Here is a 15,492-nt window from a genome sequence, read left to right as displayed (position 1 = left end):
GGGAGCGGCATTCCTGCTCTAATGGGAACGGCACTTCTCATGATAATCGACCATATTCCGCCGCGCAAAAAAATGCCCCGCCGATTCCGGCGGGGCAGCTGCAGTTAAAGGGCGGCGGCGCGCGCTCACATCATGCCGAGCGCGGAAGGAAGCCAGCCGCTTGCCGCGGGAACGAACGTCACGAAAAGGAGTGCCGCTATTATCGCGGCAAAGTACGGGACGAGCTTCCTGAACACGTCCTCGATTTTCAGCGACGCGATCGAGCAGCCGACGAACAGAACGCTGCCCACCGGCGGCGTGACCGTCCCGATTGCGAGGTTCATTATCATCATCACGCCGAACTGGACGGCATCCATGCCCACGCTTTTCGCCACGGGAAGGAGAATCGGCGTGAAAATCATCAGCGCCGGCGCCATGTCCATGAACGTGCCGACGACGAGCAGGATTATGTTTATGAGAAGAAGGATGACAATCCTGTTCGTCGAGAAGCCGAGGAGCAGCCCGCTTATCGCCTGCGGAAGACCCGTGAACGAAAGCACGAACGAGAGGACGGACGACGCGCCGATGATGAGCATGATAATCGTTGTCATGATTCCCGCGCTGACGAACACTTTCTTTATGTCGCGGAGCGGGATGCTTTTGTAGACGAAAACCGAGAGGATGAACGCGTACACGACGGCGACGCCGGAAGCCTCGGTCGGGGTGAAATAGCCGGAAAGGATTCCGCCGATGATGATGACGATAAGGAAGAGCGACGGAATGGCGTCGAGTATGATTCGCGCAGCCTCGCGGAAACCCGCCCTTTTTGCGGACGAGACGACGTATCCGTGCTTCTTCGCGTAGATGAAGGCGACAGCCATGCAAAGCGCCGCCCACAAAATGCCGGGAATCCATCCCGCCATGAGAAGCGTCGCGACGGAAGTTCCGCCGGCCGCGGCAGAATACACAATCGGCGCGTTCGTCGGCGGGATGAGCTGCCCGACGGGTGCGGAAGCGATGTTCGTCGCCGCGGAGAACCCGCGGTCATAGCCCTGCTCCTTTTCCATCGGGTCGAGGACGCCGCCTATTGCCGTCGCCGCCGCTATTCCCGAACCGGAGAGCGAGCCGAAAAGCGCGTTTCCCGCGATGTTCGTAAGCGCGAGCGAGCCGGGAACGCGCCCGAGGAAAAGCATCGCGAGGTTTATTATCCTCCGCGCGATGCCGCCGCTCGACATAAGCTGACCCGCCAATATGAAAAACGGGACGGCGAGGAGCGAGAACGAGTCGATTCCCGTGACAAGCTTCTGCGCCGCAGTGAACGCTCCGAATTTCGGCGTCAGGAACATCACGATTGTCACGAGCGACGACGTTATTATGGAAAACGAAACCGGAACTTTCAGCGAAAGCGTTATCGAAAAAAGTATCACAAGAACAATTGCTGCCTGAATCTCCATGTCAGTTGGCCTCCACACCAGCATTCTTCTTCCCGCCACGTATCTCATCGACGAGGCGCGGAAGCGTATAGACAATCATGAGCGCGCCGCACACCGGAACGCCCGCATAATAGAACACCATCGGCATACCGAGCGCGGGCGACACCTGCCCCGACGCGTTCATCGTCACCATAATGCCGCCCGCGACGAGGACGACGACGCTTATGAAAAGGACGAGAACCTCGATGAAAATCTGGTTCACCCGTTTTCCCGCCGCGCTGAACGTCTGCGCGATGAATTCAATCGCTATGTGCTGGTTCCTCGAATAGGCGTAGGGAACGCCGAGCATCGTGAGCCATATAAGCGAGTAACGCAGGAATTCCTCGGTCCAGCTTGCCGCGTCGTTCAGCACGAACCGCGTGAAAATCTGCCAGAAATTCCCGAGCACCATGCAGGCGACAAGCGCGAGAACGAGCCACTCTATAACCTTGTCAAGGATGCTGACAATCTTCCTCATTCCATGCCTCCTAAAGTCCGTACTTCTGTATATCGCTGAAAAGCCGCCTGTATTCCGCGCCCCGCGCCATGAATTCCTCCGCGATGGGCTTCACGGACCGTATCAGCTCGGTCTTGTCGATATCCTTGTAGATTCTGACGCCGTGCGATTCCGCCTCCGCAATCGCCGCCGCCATCATGCTGTTGTATTTTTCCTTGAAGTTGTCGTTCGTTTTCGCGAGCGACTTTTTGAGGTGCTCCTTCTGGCTGTCGGAGAGGGAATTCCACGTCTTCGTGCTTATTATGTAGATGTCCGGCGAATACTGGTGCTCTGTGTACGTGTACGACGAGACCAAATCCTCGTGGCCGTTTACCGTGAGCGCGAGCTCCGTGTTCTCCGCGCCGTCGACGACACCCTGCTGCAGCGCCGTGTACGTCTCGCTCGAGCTCATAGGGACGGGAGACGCGCCCATCGCGCTAATCATGTCCATCGAAGTCGAATTCGGCATGGAGCGGATTTTCTTGCCGCGGAGTTTTGCCGGGCTGTCGACGCATACGTCGTCCTTCAGGTAGTAGTTCCGCGAGCCGTTGGCGTAATAGCCGATCGCGATGAACCCCTGCTCCGCCGTGGACTCGAAAAGGCGCCTGACCTCGGCGCTTTTTTCCATCGCCTCCCAATAATGCTCCTGGTTGACGAAGAGATAGGGCACGGCGAATATGGCGTAGCGGTCGTCGAACTGCCCGAGCGTCTGCGAGCCGACCTTCGCCATGTCGAGAATTCCCGCCTGAACCATCTCTATCTCCGCCGTCTCCGAGCCGAGGATTCCGCTCGGGTAAATCTTTATCCCCAGCCCCTCCCCGGGATTTTCGGCGACGAAGCCGGCGAATTTCGCTATCGTATCGGCAATCTCGCTTCCGTCCTGCTGATTGTGCGCCAGCCGGATAACCTTTCCGTCAGGCATATAGCGCCGCGACACGGAGACGAACGTCCCCGCGACAACGGCAAGCCCCGCGACGAGCGCGCAAAGCCCCATCTTCTTCCAGATGCCCATGAAAACCTCCTTTTTCGGACACTAGCTTGAGAATCAAAAGCCCGGGCGGCTGAATTCCCATTATCCAGCCGTCCGAACCTGCTCAAGTGTAAACAGTTTCCGAAAAAGGGCTTTGCATTTCACGTTCACAGACAAGCACAATTCCGTCAAAACGGAGAAAACGAGTTCGGAATTTTCACTGCGCGTGCAATGCCGAATTCCGCCGCGCAAAAAAAATGGGGCTGCCCAAAAAATATTAGGCCTGTTCAGAAACTGAATTTTCCGAACAGGTCTATTGTAGTGCCACATGCAGAGATTCCGAAACGAGTTCGGAACGACACTGTGCGGCTAACGTGTCGGACGAGAGAGCCGCGCGTGAAATCACAAATCGCGGCCGATAAGCTCAAGGCACACGATTGCGTTCAGGCAGAACTGCGCCGTGACGTTCGTCGTGACCCACGGAACCTCGTCAATCCCGCGCCCGTCCGAGCAGAACGGGACTTTTTCCGGGACGAACTCGTTCCCGCATTCCGCGGAGGAGCCGTTTCCCTTCAGCGACGCGAGGAGCGTGTCCCACACCTTGCGGGCAAGCTTCTTGTCGCCGAGCCTGTTCGCGCCGAACGCGCCCATAGCCGCCGCCATAAACGGGAGGGAGAATTCCCTGTTCCCGATAATGCCGCCGCTCCGCTCCTGCTGCTCCTCCTTCGACGCGAAATAGAACGAGCCGAAATCGGCAAGCATACGCTCCCATTCGTCGTCGCCAAGAAGCGGGACAAGCTCGAACCACGTCTGGGGCCCGCCCATGCAGACTGCCAGATGCGTACCGCCCGCGGTCGACTCGCCGATATAGCCCAAATGCCCCGACTCGGGGTCGTACTCGAAGTTGTTCCCAGAAACGAGCTTGAGGGGCGCCGCCTTCAAATCCTCGATTCCCGTCCTGATTTTCTGCCCGTATTTTTCCGAGCGGTGCCGCTCCCATTCCGTGAGCCAGTTCGACGTATACGTCGACCAGTCGGGGCCGCTCCTCGCGTGCGTCGGAAGCTTCATCTTCGCCTTGTCGTAGAACATCGCGAGGGGATCGGTCTCGAGCGTGGAGAAATCGGCGTCGCGCACGATGTCGAAAATGTCGGAGTAGCGCCTGTCCCCGCCGAGGTAGAACGCGAAGCGGTGGTGCCCCGCCATCGCGATTCTCACTTCCTTGCACGGGCATCCCCAATGTATTACGTTGTGCCGGCTTCCCATACCGCGGAATTTGCCCTCGTGGTAGATGTCGACCTCGCTCGTATGGCGGCTCATCGCCTCCGCCATGGTGAAAACATCCTCGCGCCCCGTCCTCAGGAAGCTGTACCAGAGCCACATCGTCGGGACAAGCTCAGTGTTCTGCCACGCGTACCCGCCCATGTCGTACCGCCAGCAGTGCCTGTCCTTGTCGTACGTGTGCATGAAATCGCCGTAATCGAAGAACCCGTACCATCTTCGCTGCTCGATTTCCTTTTTGTAGAACGAAAGCGCGTCGTCGAGCTGCTTCTCAAGCCTCGCCTTGTCCGGCGTTCCAGAATCGGGAAGGCTCCATATGCCGAACGCCTGCGTGCCGTGATAGTATTCGGGCGTGGAGACGAGAAGCGCGCTTTTCTGCGCGTCGTGCGCCACCGCATCGATTTCCTCGCCGCTCAGCGCAATCCGCCCGTCATGGGGAAGGAACGCGCCGATTACCATCTCGTTCGTGCAGGAGATTCCGAACGGGTCGGAGCCGAGCTTGTCGTATCCCTCGTAGTAGCTTCCCGAATGACCTTCCGTGTCGTAGTGCCGGAAATCCTTCGCCCCGGCATCGGGCGACCAGAACCACACCGTCGTCCTCGGGCATCCGTCCCCCGACGTGTCGCCGGAGCCGATTGCGTCGAACCAGATTCCCGACGGGTATTTCTGCCAGAAATCCTTCATGCAGACGACGATTCCGCCGTCCTCTCCGGAAAGCGAAGCCGCGCCCGCGCTCCGCCTTCCCTCCGCCGCGCTTATCCGGCTGCATCCGTCCTTGCCCGTCCCCTTCGTTATGCGCCAATGGTCAGCGCTGTCCGCGAGCATGCGGTAGCTCGTCCATGCGGGAATGGAGGAGACGACTTTGTCCACCGCCCGCGACGAGCTTTCCGCGGGGTTGAAAAGGAGCGGCTTTCCCGCAATCTGGCTCGGATAGACGTCCGGGTCGAGCTTCGGGTGCCAGCTCAGGAGCATCTTCTGCGCCTCGTGGAACGGGGCGGCGGCCCGGCACCCTTCTCCGCCGACCAAATCGCCTGAAAAGACGACGTGCCTGTTGTACTCGCGCCCGGAAACAGGCGTCAGGAATTCGATTCCAAGCCCGCGCATCATGTCGCGCGACGGCTCTCCCGTATACGTGAACGTGTGCTCAATCCTGATGAACGGCTCGCCGAGGCGGAACGTCAGCCTGACGACGAACGGCATCAGCTCCCGCCCCGTCTTCTCCTCGACGTGGATTCCCTCGATTCTGATTACCGCCTGAAGACGCCCGATTTCCTCGATTTTCGCGCCCGAAACTGCGCCGAAAAACGCCGAGCGCGCAGGAGCGGAAGCGATTCCCGGAAAAACGTCTCCGTCGCACGAGGGCGTCTCATCGATGTAGACAAGCCGCGCCTCGGAAATTGCAGTCCGCCCGAGAATTACGGTCTTTCCGAGGAACGCGCCGGAACGGGTCTTCGAGGTGAAAACCTCCGCCTGGATTGCCCCCGTGTCGATTACAAGCCTGTCGCCAGCGTCGTTGCATACGACGGAACCGACAAGCGGCGCCGGTTTCCTTCCGTACTCGACGACGGGGGAGAACGCGGCTCTCTCTTCCGGTCGGAAATCGGCCGTGTGGAACGTCCATTTGAGCGAGCCGTCCGGCCAGAAAGCCGCGGGATGCGACTGGACGGGATATTCCCTTCCGCTTTCGTCAAAAAGGGAGAAAGCGGAATCGGCTCCCACCTCCCCCATCTTCCAGTATCCCGAAAAATTTCCGTAGGATGACGCTCCCGCGCCCGAAAGCCCCCTCCCCTCAAGGAACCCCAGCGGCATTTCCGCGCCGCTCGCCGCCTTCAGCGTGTACGGAAAACCGCCTCTCATATCATCATTCATGCTCTCCCCCTCAAAAATGCGCGCAAAAACACCGCGCGCCGTTTTCATATTTCACAATTCATGCAGCAAAAACGCCGCGGCTCAGAGCCGGACGAGAGAGCCGCCGACAACGCGCACCGTTTCCCCGTCAACGGAAAGCCACGCGTCCGATGACGACGGATTGTAGACGAAGCTTCCGTCAGCCGCGAACTGCAGCCGCCTCATCGTATCCTGCCAGTCGATTATCTCGATGTTCGTGGCGTACCAGATGTCGCTTTTTCCTCCGGCAGCCGCGCAGAATTTTTCCATCACGTCCCAGTTTCCGGCATCGCTGAATTCATAGCTGTGCCCCCAGACATACATCGCGTACAGGTACTGCGTCTTCTTGAGCGAAAGGAATTCCTCGCATTTTTCGAGAAGGTTCCCGTTGTGATGGCACGTTCCCTTCCATTCGTACGGATTGTTCGGAAGCGCGAACGTTCCCGTCGTCTCGACGACCCTCCCGTACCGTATCCCCAAGGCGGGAAGCATTTCCTCAATCTCCGGGGTGAACGAGCCGTTCGGATACGCAAGCCCGCGCACGGGACGGCCAGTCGCCTTCTCAAGCATCTCGCGGTCATCGAGAATCTGCCGCGCGACGTGCGCAAGGTCGCAGCGCCCGATTGTCGGGTGCGTCAGCGTGTGCGACGCAACCTCGTGCCCCTTGTACAAGCCGGCTATCTCTTCAAGCGGTATCCGGTCCGCGTCGGAAGGGATAAGCCCCGCGTTGAGGTTGAACGTCCCCCGTATTCCGTGCGCGTTGAAAATCTTCACGAGGGCGCGGTCCTCGCGCTTGCCGTCATCATAGCTCATCGTGAGGACTTTGTGTTTCCCGCCCGGAAAGCAATGGAAAATCCTGTTGTATTTCATACCGATACATATCTCCCGAAAAAGAAGCGCGTCCCCGCAAATGCAGGAACGCGCCAGATAATCAATTTCCTGAACTTATTTTCTTGCGTACTGCTCGTTGACTTCCTTCACGACAGCCTCGCCGCCCTGCTTGTCCCATTTGTCGAATTCCGCAAGCAGCTGCTTCTCGTCGATGCGCCCGCAAATGTACTGCGTGCGCGCGTCGGAAAGAAGCTGGTCAAGAATCGCGCCCTGAGTCGCGTACGTCGCCGAATTCGTGAGGAACGAAAGCGCCGGGTTGAAAACCGCGTACTGCTCGTTGCTCTTCACGATGCGAAGCTGCTCCTGCATGCGCTCGGTCTGCCTGAGCGCCGGTTTCGCCTGCACGAGCATGTGCGGGATGAAGCACTGCGTCTGGTTGTACGGTCCGTACGCCTTGAGCGCGCTCGGGTCCTTGAGCGTCGTCTGGACGACGTATCCGTCATCATCGAGCGTGTAGTTTATGTCCTTCTCGCCGTAGCCCGCGAGGATTACCATCTCGTCATCGCACATCTTGTCGATGAAATGGAGGCACGCCTCGACCTGCTCCTTCGTCTTCGCCGCCTTCGTGATGACGAGGAATCCGTTGAAGCCGTCCGTCGCGAGCGTCTTTCCGTTCACCGGCCCCACGAGCTTCATTCCAGCAACCTTCGAGCCGTCGGCGACCGACGGGACGTTGTTGTTCGCGAAGTAATCCCAAATTCTCCGCGAGCCGTCCATGACGTCAACGAAAACGCCCGCCTCGCCCTTCTTTATCTGGTCCTGCCATGTCTGCGTGTCGCGGACAGCCCAGTCAGGAGCGATGAGCCCGTCCTGATACACTTTCTTCATCCAGTCGAGCGCGTCCTTGTATTCCTGCGTGCGGTGCACGGGAACAAGCTTCCCGTCCTTCTCAACCCATTTGTTCCCGCAGCCGAACCACGACTGAATGATGTCGAACGGCCCCGTGTATTTGCACATCGCGATTCCGTACGTGTCGTTCTTCCCGTTTCCGTCCGGGTCGCCGTATGTGAACTTATAGAGCATGTTGTACATGTCGTCAATCGACTTCGGCTCGGAAAGGCCGAGCTTCTCCGCCCAGTCGGAGCGGTATCCCATTCCGTACCTTCCGATGTCGCGCGCCTTGTACAATCCGATAAGCTCGCCGTCAACCATGAGGTTGTTGCATACGTTCCTGTTCGCCTGCGAAAGGTTCGGGTATTTTTCCTTGTCCCAGATGAATTCGTTCAAATCCCAGAAAGCCCCGGCACGCGCAGCCTCAAGAATTCCGAGGTCGAGCTTCTCGACGTGCATGACCATCGGCATGTCGTCGGGACTTGCGAGCGCGAGACCCGTCTTCTCCGCATAGCTGTCGTACGCGACAAACGTGAATTCCGCGTCGGTGTTCGTATATTCGGCGATTCTGTTCCTGACAGCCTCAGCCCTCGGTCCGGTGAGCGGGCTTCCCTCGTAATCGACGAGCATGAACGAGACGCGCGGACGTCCGGTCGCGCCGACCTCCGTCTTTCCTTTTCCGCCGCACGAGACGAGCGACGCAACTACAGCGAGAGAGAAAGCCATCACCGCAAACCTTGCACTTCTTTTCATATTTTCCTCCTAATCTTTGTCTATCGGACACACCCGAACGGCGCGCAAAACCGCGCGGAATCCGGGCGCATACTGCATTTCACAAACCGTCAGCCTTTCACCGCGCCGACCATCACGCCCTTCGCGAAATACTTCTGGATGAACGGGTACACGCAGAGAATCGGGACGGTGGCGACGACGGTCGCCGCCATCTTCACCGCCTTGTCCGGCGGGGCGCCGAGCGCGTCGAAATCGAACATCGCGCTGTTAATCTGGTCGCCGCCCGAGGCGAGAAGGACGATTCGCCTGAGGACAATCTGCACGGTCTCCTTCATCGGGTCGGAAAGGTAAATCATCGCGTTGAAGTAGTCGTTCCACAGGCTGACCGCGCAGAACAGGCCGATTGACGCGAGAACCGGCTTGGAAAGCGGAAGGTAAATCCGCCAGAAAATCCCCCAGTCGTTGCATCCGTCTATCGTCGCCGCCTCCTCAAGCTCGTTCGGGATGCCGGAGAAGAAGCTCTTCATGATTATCATGTTGAACGGGCTGATTGCCCCGACGAGTATGAGCGCGGAAAAATGGTTGTAAAGCCCGAGATGCCTGACGACGAGGAACGTCGGGATAAGGCCGCCCGAGAAAACCATCGTCACTATGACGAGGTTCAGGATGATTTTCCGCCCGCGGAAATGCGCCTTCGAAAGCGGATACGCGAACGTCGAGGTGAAGAAGAGCGAGCACGCGGTTCCGATTACCGTTATCATCAGCGAATTCGCAAGCCCGCGGAACACCTCGCCCGTCTGCGCGATATATTTGTACGCGTTGAACGATATCGTCTTGGGGATGAGAAAGAACGCCCGCTCCGTCAGCTCCTTCTCCGTCGAGAACGAGCCTGCGACGACGTAGATGAACGGCGCGACGGTGATGAACGCTATCGCGACGAGGAACAGCTTGATTACATAATCCCAAAACCTGTCGCCGGGCGTCACCGCAATGTTCGAACCATGTGATTTTGCAAAAGCCATCTCAAAACCTCCTAGTAGATGCCGTTCTCACCGGCTTTCTTCGCTGTCCAGTTCGCGAACAGTACGAGAATCATGCTGACAAGCGATTTGAAAAGGCCTGCCGCCGCGCTGTACGAATACTGGGAGTTCACGAGGCCGCGCATGTAGACGTACGTGTCGAAAACTTCCGCGACGCTCACGTTCAGCGCGTTCCGCATCAGGAATATCTGCTCGTATCCCGTGTTCAGAACGGAGCCGACCCTGAGGATAAGCATGATTATGATTGTCGGCTTGAGAGACGGAAGCGTGATGTACCACATCATCCTCCACCGTCCGGCACCGTCGACGCGCGCCGCCTCGTAGAGCTCCATGTCGATTCCCGAAAGAGCCGCGAGATAGATAATCGTCCCGTATCCCGTCTCCTTCCATATCTGCTGGCCGATTATCATCGGGCGGAAATAATCCGGAAGCCCGAGGAAATTGACGACCTTCCCGGAAAGCGCCTGTAGCGCCTGGTTCACGGCGCCGTCGGTGACGTTGAAAAGCGTGTACGTAATCGACGCGACGATAACCCATGATATGAAGTGCGGGACGTAGATGAGCGTCTGTATCGTGCGCTTGAACGCCTGCTGCCGTATCTCGTTGAGGAGCAGCGACAGGATAATCGGCGCGGGGAAATAAAATATGAGGCTGAGGAACGAAAGCCACAGCGTGTTCTTCATCAGCATCCAGAAATCCGTTCCCGTGAAGAACGTCTTGAAGTGCAGCAGCCCGACGAATTTGCTGCCGAGAATTCCGCGGAACGGGCTGTACTGCTGGAACGCCATCGAAAGCCCAAACATCGGCGCATATCTGAAAATGATGAAATAAAGCGCACCAGGGATGAGCATGATATACAGCCACCGGTGCTGGAGAAAATAGGCGAGGAAACTGCGTTTTCTCACCGCTTCGATTTCGTTTGGCATGATGTGCCTCCTCGTTTTTATTGAACCCGCCCGAAAGCCCTGCTCCGGAACAAGCCCGCTCAAATCGGAAATGCCCGCAAAAAATGCGTCATGATATCATACCGGCGGCACGCTTGCGGCCTCCCGAAAGGAGCTTCTTCATTCTTAGCTCTACTCTAAAATCTTTTGGAATCGCGCACATTGAATAAAAACGCATTAAATAGCATAATTCCGTCATGAAGTTCATTTTTTTGACGTTCGATTGCGCGTTTTTATTCAAAATCTTTCTATAATTTACCATATGGGATATTACTTCAACGATTTGGACGCTGTTTTCAGCGCATCGCACGGAGACACCGAGCATTCGCTTTCCGTGCTGGCAGGACGGTACATCGGCGCGAACCCCGAGTCTCCGTATACCGCGAGGCCGTTCACGACGGAAGGAATCATACGGAACAAAGATTACCGGTACGAATTCGACGGGAACGCATTCTTCCCCGGCACGGAGGACGGAAAATACGCGTACGCGTGGGGAAAAATCAGGAGGGATGCGTGCGGCTCGCTCAGGTTCCTCCTCATCCCGAAAGGTCCCGTCAAGATTTGGGCGAACGGAACAGAGGTCTACGCGACGACGTTCGAGTCCGAGCGGTTCGACGACAATCCGGTGACAATCGACATCCCCGTCGAGAAAGGATGGAACCACATCGTCCTGCGCTTCACGAAGACGAGGGCGGGATTCGGCGCGGAATTCGGGACGTGGCTCGGAAAGCTCGACTACTATTTTCTCCACGGCACGGACGAGAACGATAATATGGAAGGATTCGACATCGTCCCGCCGACATCCGTCCGCTTCCAGGATTACCCGCCGTCGGAAAAATCATACGAGGACGGCGGATTCTCGAAAAGCGTGCTTCCGCTCAAAAACTGGAGCGACGAGGAATCGCGGCTCGGGAACGTCGGGCGCATCTTCAAGGGAACGGGCGCGGAAGGAAAGCGGATTGCCGCGAGAAGCCGCTTCACGTCATACGCGCCGGGAGAAATTGAAATCCGCGCGGGCGACGCCGAAATTTACGTTGACGGGACGAAAGCCGAAAACGGAAAAGCATCGCTGAAAGCCGGAATCCACCAAGTTCTCGCGATACTGAAAGCCGGGGCGGACGGAAAAGCCGATTTCAGCTGCGATGTCCTCGACAGAAACGGGAAAAAGCTTCCCCTGGAAAACCCGCTCATCGCCTGCGACGAAAAATATCCGTGGATGTTCGCGGGGCCGTTCGCAAAAACGCCCGACTCGTCGCTCGCCGACTTCAAAACCGACGCGCTTGTCGGCGACGGAGACGAGAAAACGTGGTGGAGAATCGACATTCCCGGCGGCTTCATCAGGCTCTACAACGAAAACCCGCTCTGGGGGCATTGGGATTATCCGCTCGGCGTGACCCTCTACGGGCTTATCGAAACGGGAAGGATGCAAATCAAAAACGGAAAAGGCGACGCCATCGCCCGCTACGTCGAGAATCACGTCAGGAAAACCGTCCGCACGCTCGAATACGCGCTTTTCGACCGCGACCATTTCGGCGGCGCGACATGCGTCCACCATCTTCTCTCATCGATTGACAGCCTCGACGACTGCGGCTCGTTCGGCTCGCTCCTTCTTGAGGTCGCGAAGGACAGGGATGTCGGCGATTACGGCGCCATTGCCGATTACGTCGGCGACTACATCACGAAAAAGCAGGCGCGCCTCGAGGACGGCTCGTTCTGGCGCAAGCAGATGATGCACAAATTCCACAACGGGACGATGTGGGCGGACGACCTTTACATGAGCGTCCCGTTCCTCTGCAGGTACGCCGCTTTCAAGAACGACGGGAACATCCTCGACGACGCGGCTCGGCAGTTTCTCGGCTTCAAGAAGCGGCTCTACATGGCGGACAAAAAGCTCATGGCGCATGTCTTCGATTTCAGGCGGAACATGAACACGGGAGTGCCGTGGGGGCGCGGAAACGGCTGGACGATATTCTCGCTTTCCGAGCTTCTGCAGGTTCTTCCGGAAAACCACAAAAACCGCGGCGAGCTTCTCTCGTTCTTCCGCGAGCTTTCGGAGGGATATCTTTCCGTGCAGGACGAAAGCGGGATGTTCCACCAGGTCCTCGACATGCCGGAAAGCTACCCCGAGTCGTCATGCACATCGATGTTCATCTGCGCGTTCAGCAGGGGAATCAGGAACGGCTGGTTCGATGGCGACACGTCGAAATACAGGGAATCCGCGATGAGGGCATGGGCGGCGCTCGAAAAATGCGCGATCGACAAAGCGGGGAACCTCTACGGAGTCTGCCGCGGAAGCGAATTCTCGTTCAACCCGAAATACTACAGCGAGCATCTTCTTCCGCAGCTGAACAACACGCACGGAATCGGAATAACGCTCCTGGCGGGCGTCGAGATACTCAAACTCGCCGAATTCGCCTGAAAAATCCATAAATGACAGCGGCGCACCTTTTTCGATTGGCGCGCCGCTTTTTTTTTCATTCGGGAAGCGTTATGAGAGGATTGAGAAGCCGAGCGACTGAATGTCCTTGGCGAACGTGAGCACGGTGTCGCGGCTTCCCTGAATCGGGGTTTTTCCCATGCCGCCGAGCTTCTCGATGACGCTGTTCGGCGCCGTTATGATGTCGCAGCCAAGCTCGTCGGCCTGCATGACGTTGTAGACCTCGCGCGTGCTTGCCCACAGGCTCATCGTCCCGGGCTTCGTGCGGCAAATGCGGACAGTTTCCTTTACAAGCGGAACCGGGTCGTTTCCCGTGTCGGCAAGGCGCCCCGCAAAAACAGAGACGATGTTGCGCGTCCCCTCGGCAAACGAATCGACCGCTTCCTGAACCTGCTCAGCCGTGAAAACTGCCGTGACGTTGAGCTGGATTCCCGCCGCCGAAAGTTTCTTTATAAGCGGAGCCGTGCTCGTCATGTCCGTCAGCATTATGGGGATTTTTACGAAGACGTTCTTTCCGAGGGCGGCAATGACCTTCGCCTCCTTCTCCATCGTCTCGAAATCGTCGCCGAACACCTCGAACGACAGCGGAAGGTCTGGAATCGCCTTGACGACATCCTTCGCGAAGGAAACGTAATCCTTTACGCCCGCTTTTTTCATCAGGCTCGGGTTCGTCGTAAATCCCTTCACATAGCCGGAAGCATACATCGCTTTCATGCCCTCGATGTCCGCGCCGTCTGCATAAACGGCAACCTTCAAATCCTTGAACGTCATTTATCTCCTCCTATGAAAGCGCACCGGCTTTCAGCTGACATTCCGCCCCGCAACAGACAGGGCGTTTTTACGGTTCCGGACGGAAGCAGCCCGAGCCGCCACCGGAAAACCGACGCCCGAAATTATACCACCAGTTCAGCGGCAGCGAACAAAAAATCGTATTTTCAAATAACTCAGGATGAACGCGCCATCATCGGTACTGGCGCGCGATGCGCGAGGGCTTGAGCAGTTCCGCTTTATTACCCCCGCCCAGATTCTGAAACAGGTTCAGAATGGCGAAGTGTCATCAAATTTCCCCGCTCTTGGCCCGTTCCATCATTGCGCGTACGGGATTCTTCGAGTTTTTGACGAACCAGGAGGGACTTCTTGGAACCGCTTTCGAGCTTTGAACGAAAATCCATTCCATGACCGAGAACATTCGTCTTCGTCGCGTAGGTGCCGAATTTTCCGCCTCCGCACCTCTCCTCATGTCTAACCTTCCGGGCTACAATCCTGTCGCAGGTCCGTGTACGATTCGGGTGAAGAAAACCAAGCCGTGGAAGGTGATTTCACCTTTGCGTCACACTGCTGCATCCATTTTGCATGCGCTGGCGTTCGGCTGGCTTGTTCTGCCAGGCATTTTCTCTTTTGCGGACGCTTGAGACATATGCAATTATGGTGAGCGAATCCATGCTGCAGCAGACGCAGGCGGCGCGCGTCACCGAAAATATGAGGCGTGGATGAAGCGTTCCCCCATGGTTCTTTTCCATTATATTGTATACAGTTGCAGGACTCGCGTTCGCTTGGGAGAAGCCAGCCGTTTTTCGGAATGTCGGCATCGAACGCCCATCACCCCGTGACGAGTTTTCCGGTCTGCTCGGCCACGGAAATGCGTATCTCCATGCCTGCGTTGAATTCTATCGCGTCCTCGAAAATGCCGTCGGAGAAGACGACACCGTTCTCGCTCATGCTGGAGGTGAGGACAAGGCTCTCTCCGTCCGTTACTTTGCCGTAGACAAGCTCCGCCTGCGTGAAGCGGCTCGGGTACGGCTCTCGCACCTGGAACGTAAGCTCCCTTCTGTCCCATTCGTACGACGGCTCCCGGATTGGCGAAAGATTGAACGCGCGCGCAAGTCCCCGGAATTCCGCCATGACCGATTTGTGCCAGCCCGTCATTCCGAATCCCGTGGAGATTATGATTCCAGACGACGACTGATTCTCCTCAATTTTTCCGTGCTTTATGAGGTAGCGCGCGGAACTGTGGTTCCCGACTCCCACGAAGAAATCGTTCACCGCGTAGAGAACCTGCCCGTCCTTCGATTCCGCCTTCCCCATCGCCACGCTTTTCATGCTGAACGAGCCTTTTATCACTTTTGGAAGGAGCTTTTCCAAATCGCCAGCCTCAAACGGAAGGAGAACGCCGTCGAACCGCGCCGAATCCGGGTTCACGCCGATTAATGGCTGACCGGAAAGATATTTCATCACGTTTGCGACGAGTCCGTCCTGACCGAGGGCAATCACAATGTCGTCCGCGCCGAAAATCATGTTCGGAAGATATTCCCTGTCGATTTCCTGCAGCCGCGCGAGCGGTCGGACAAGGGCGCGCACTGATTCAAGCGCGGAATTGTACGCGGCATCCTCCCTCTCGTAGTCCGAAAAATCCGCCCCAAGATGCTCGATGTAGAACCTGGCCTGCTCAACGGTGTTGTAGCGTTTTTTCAGCTCCTCGTATCTCGTCCGCCTCTTCACGAGAACGACTTTGTTCAGTCCCCTGTCCATGACCGC

Annotated in this window: 12 protein-coding genes; 2 read left to right on the top strand and 10 right to left on the bottom strand. The window is 57.3% G+C overall.

What is annotated here, in order from left to right:
• Positions 1–125 precede the first annotated feature (125 nt).
• From TRESADRAFT_RS05180 to TRESADRAFT_RS05145, 8 genes are all read right to left on the bottom strand, one after another.
• Complete coding sequence (locus TRESADRAFT_RS05180) at positions 126–1,433, bottom strand: TRAP transporter large permease (RefSeq protein ID WP_002703495.1); 1,308 nt, start codon at positions 1,431–1,433, stop codon at positions 126–128.
• Position 1,434: 1 nt separating this feature from the next.
• Positions 1,435–1,929, bottom strand: a complete 495-nt coding sequence (locus TRESADRAFT_RS05175; protein ID WP_002703494.1) for a TRAP transporter small permease — start codon at positions 1,927–1,929, stop codon at positions 1,435–1,437.
• Between the two features lie 10 nt (positions 1,930–1,939).
• Entirely contained in the window at positions 1,940–2,959 is a 1,020-nt protein-coding gene (gene dctP / locus TRESADRAFT_RS05170; protein ID WP_002703493.1) for a TRAP transporter substrate-binding protein DctP, read from the bottom strand.
• A gap of 360 nt (positions 2,960–3,319) precedes the next feature.
• Positions 3,320–6,064, bottom strand: coding sequence for an exo-rhamnogalacturonan lyase family protein (locus tag TRESADRAFT_RS05165; RefSeq protein ID WP_141607180.1), 2,745 nt, complete (start codon positions 6,062–6,064; stop codon positions 3,320–3,322).
• Between the two features lie 81 nt (positions 6,065–6,145).
• Positions 6,146–6,952 (bottom strand): polysaccharide deacetylase family protein, encoded by an 807-nt coding sequence (locus TRESADRAFT_RS05160; RefSeq protein ID WP_002703491.1) that lies wholly within the window; start codon positions 6,950–6,952, stop codon positions 6,146–6,148.
• Positions 6,953–7,027: 75 nt separating this feature from the next.
• Positions 7,028–8,557: an extracellular solute-binding protein gene (locus TRESADRAFT_RS05155; RefSeq protein WP_002703490.1), complete on the bottom strand. Its 1,530-nt coding sequence runs from the start codon at positions 8,555–8,557 to the stop codon at positions 7,028–7,030.
• Between the two features lie 89 nt (positions 8,558–8,646).
• Positions 8,647–9,558 carry a carbohydrate ABC transporter permease gene (locus TRESADRAFT_RS05150; RefSeq protein WP_002703489.1) on the bottom strand — a complete coding sequence of 304 codons (912 nt, stop codon included), beginning with the start codon at positions 9,556–9,558 and terminating at the stop codon, positions 8,647–8,649.
• Positions 9,559–9,569: 11 nt separating this feature from the next.
• Positions 9,570–10,502, bottom strand: a complete 933-nt coding sequence (locus tag TRESADRAFT_RS05145; RefSeq protein ID WP_002703488.1) for an ABC transporter permease — start codon at positions 10,500–10,502, stop codon at positions 9,570–9,572.
• Between the two features lie 280 nt (positions 10,503–10,782).
• Between TRESADRAFT_RS05145 and TRESADRAFT_RS05135 the strand changes: the two genes are divergently transcribed.
• Positions 10,783–12,939, top strand: coding sequence for a glycoside hydrolase family 88/105 protein (locus TRESADRAFT_RS05135; protein ID WP_002703487.1), 2,157 nt, complete (start codon positions 10,783–10,785; stop codon positions 12,937–12,939).
• Positions 12,940–13,008: 69 nt separating this feature from the next.
• On the opposite strand, the gene TRESADRAFT_RS05130 is transcribed toward TRESADRAFT_RS05135, so the two are convergent.
• Complete coding sequence (locus tag TRESADRAFT_RS05130) at positions 13,009–13,728, bottom strand: transaldolase (protein WP_002703486.1); 720 nt, start codon at positions 13,726–13,728, stop codon at positions 13,009–13,011.
• A 404-nt stretch (positions 13,729–14,132) separates the two neighbouring features.
• On the opposite strand from TRESADRAFT_RS05130, the gene TRESADRAFT_RS15960 reads away from it, so the two are divergent.
• Entirely contained in the window at positions 14,133–14,369 is a 237-nt protein-coding gene (locus TRESADRAFT_RS15960; RefSeq protein ID WP_141607177.1) for a hypothetical protein, read from the top strand.
• A gap of 187 nt (positions 14,370–14,556) precedes the next feature.
• Here the strand turns inward: TRESADRAFT_RS15960 and TRESADRAFT_RS05125 are convergent, their stop codons facing one another.
• Positions 14,557–15,486 carry a diacylglycerol kinase catalytic domain-containing protein gene (locus TRESADRAFT_RS05125; protein WP_002703484.1) on the bottom strand — a complete coding sequence of 310 codons (930 nt, stop codon included), beginning with the start codon at positions 15,484–15,486 and terminating at the stop codon, positions 14,557–14,559.
• Positions 15,487–15,492 lie beyond the last annotated feature (6 nt).

The organism is Treponema saccharophilum DSM 2985 (assembly GCF_000255555.1).
Classification (GTDB): Bacteria; Spirochaetota; Spirochaetia; order Treponematales; family Treponemataceae; genus Treponema_D; species Treponema_D saccharophilum.
Note: the sequence above shows the minus strand (reverse complement) of the source record. Positions and strands in the feature narration are given on the sequence as shown.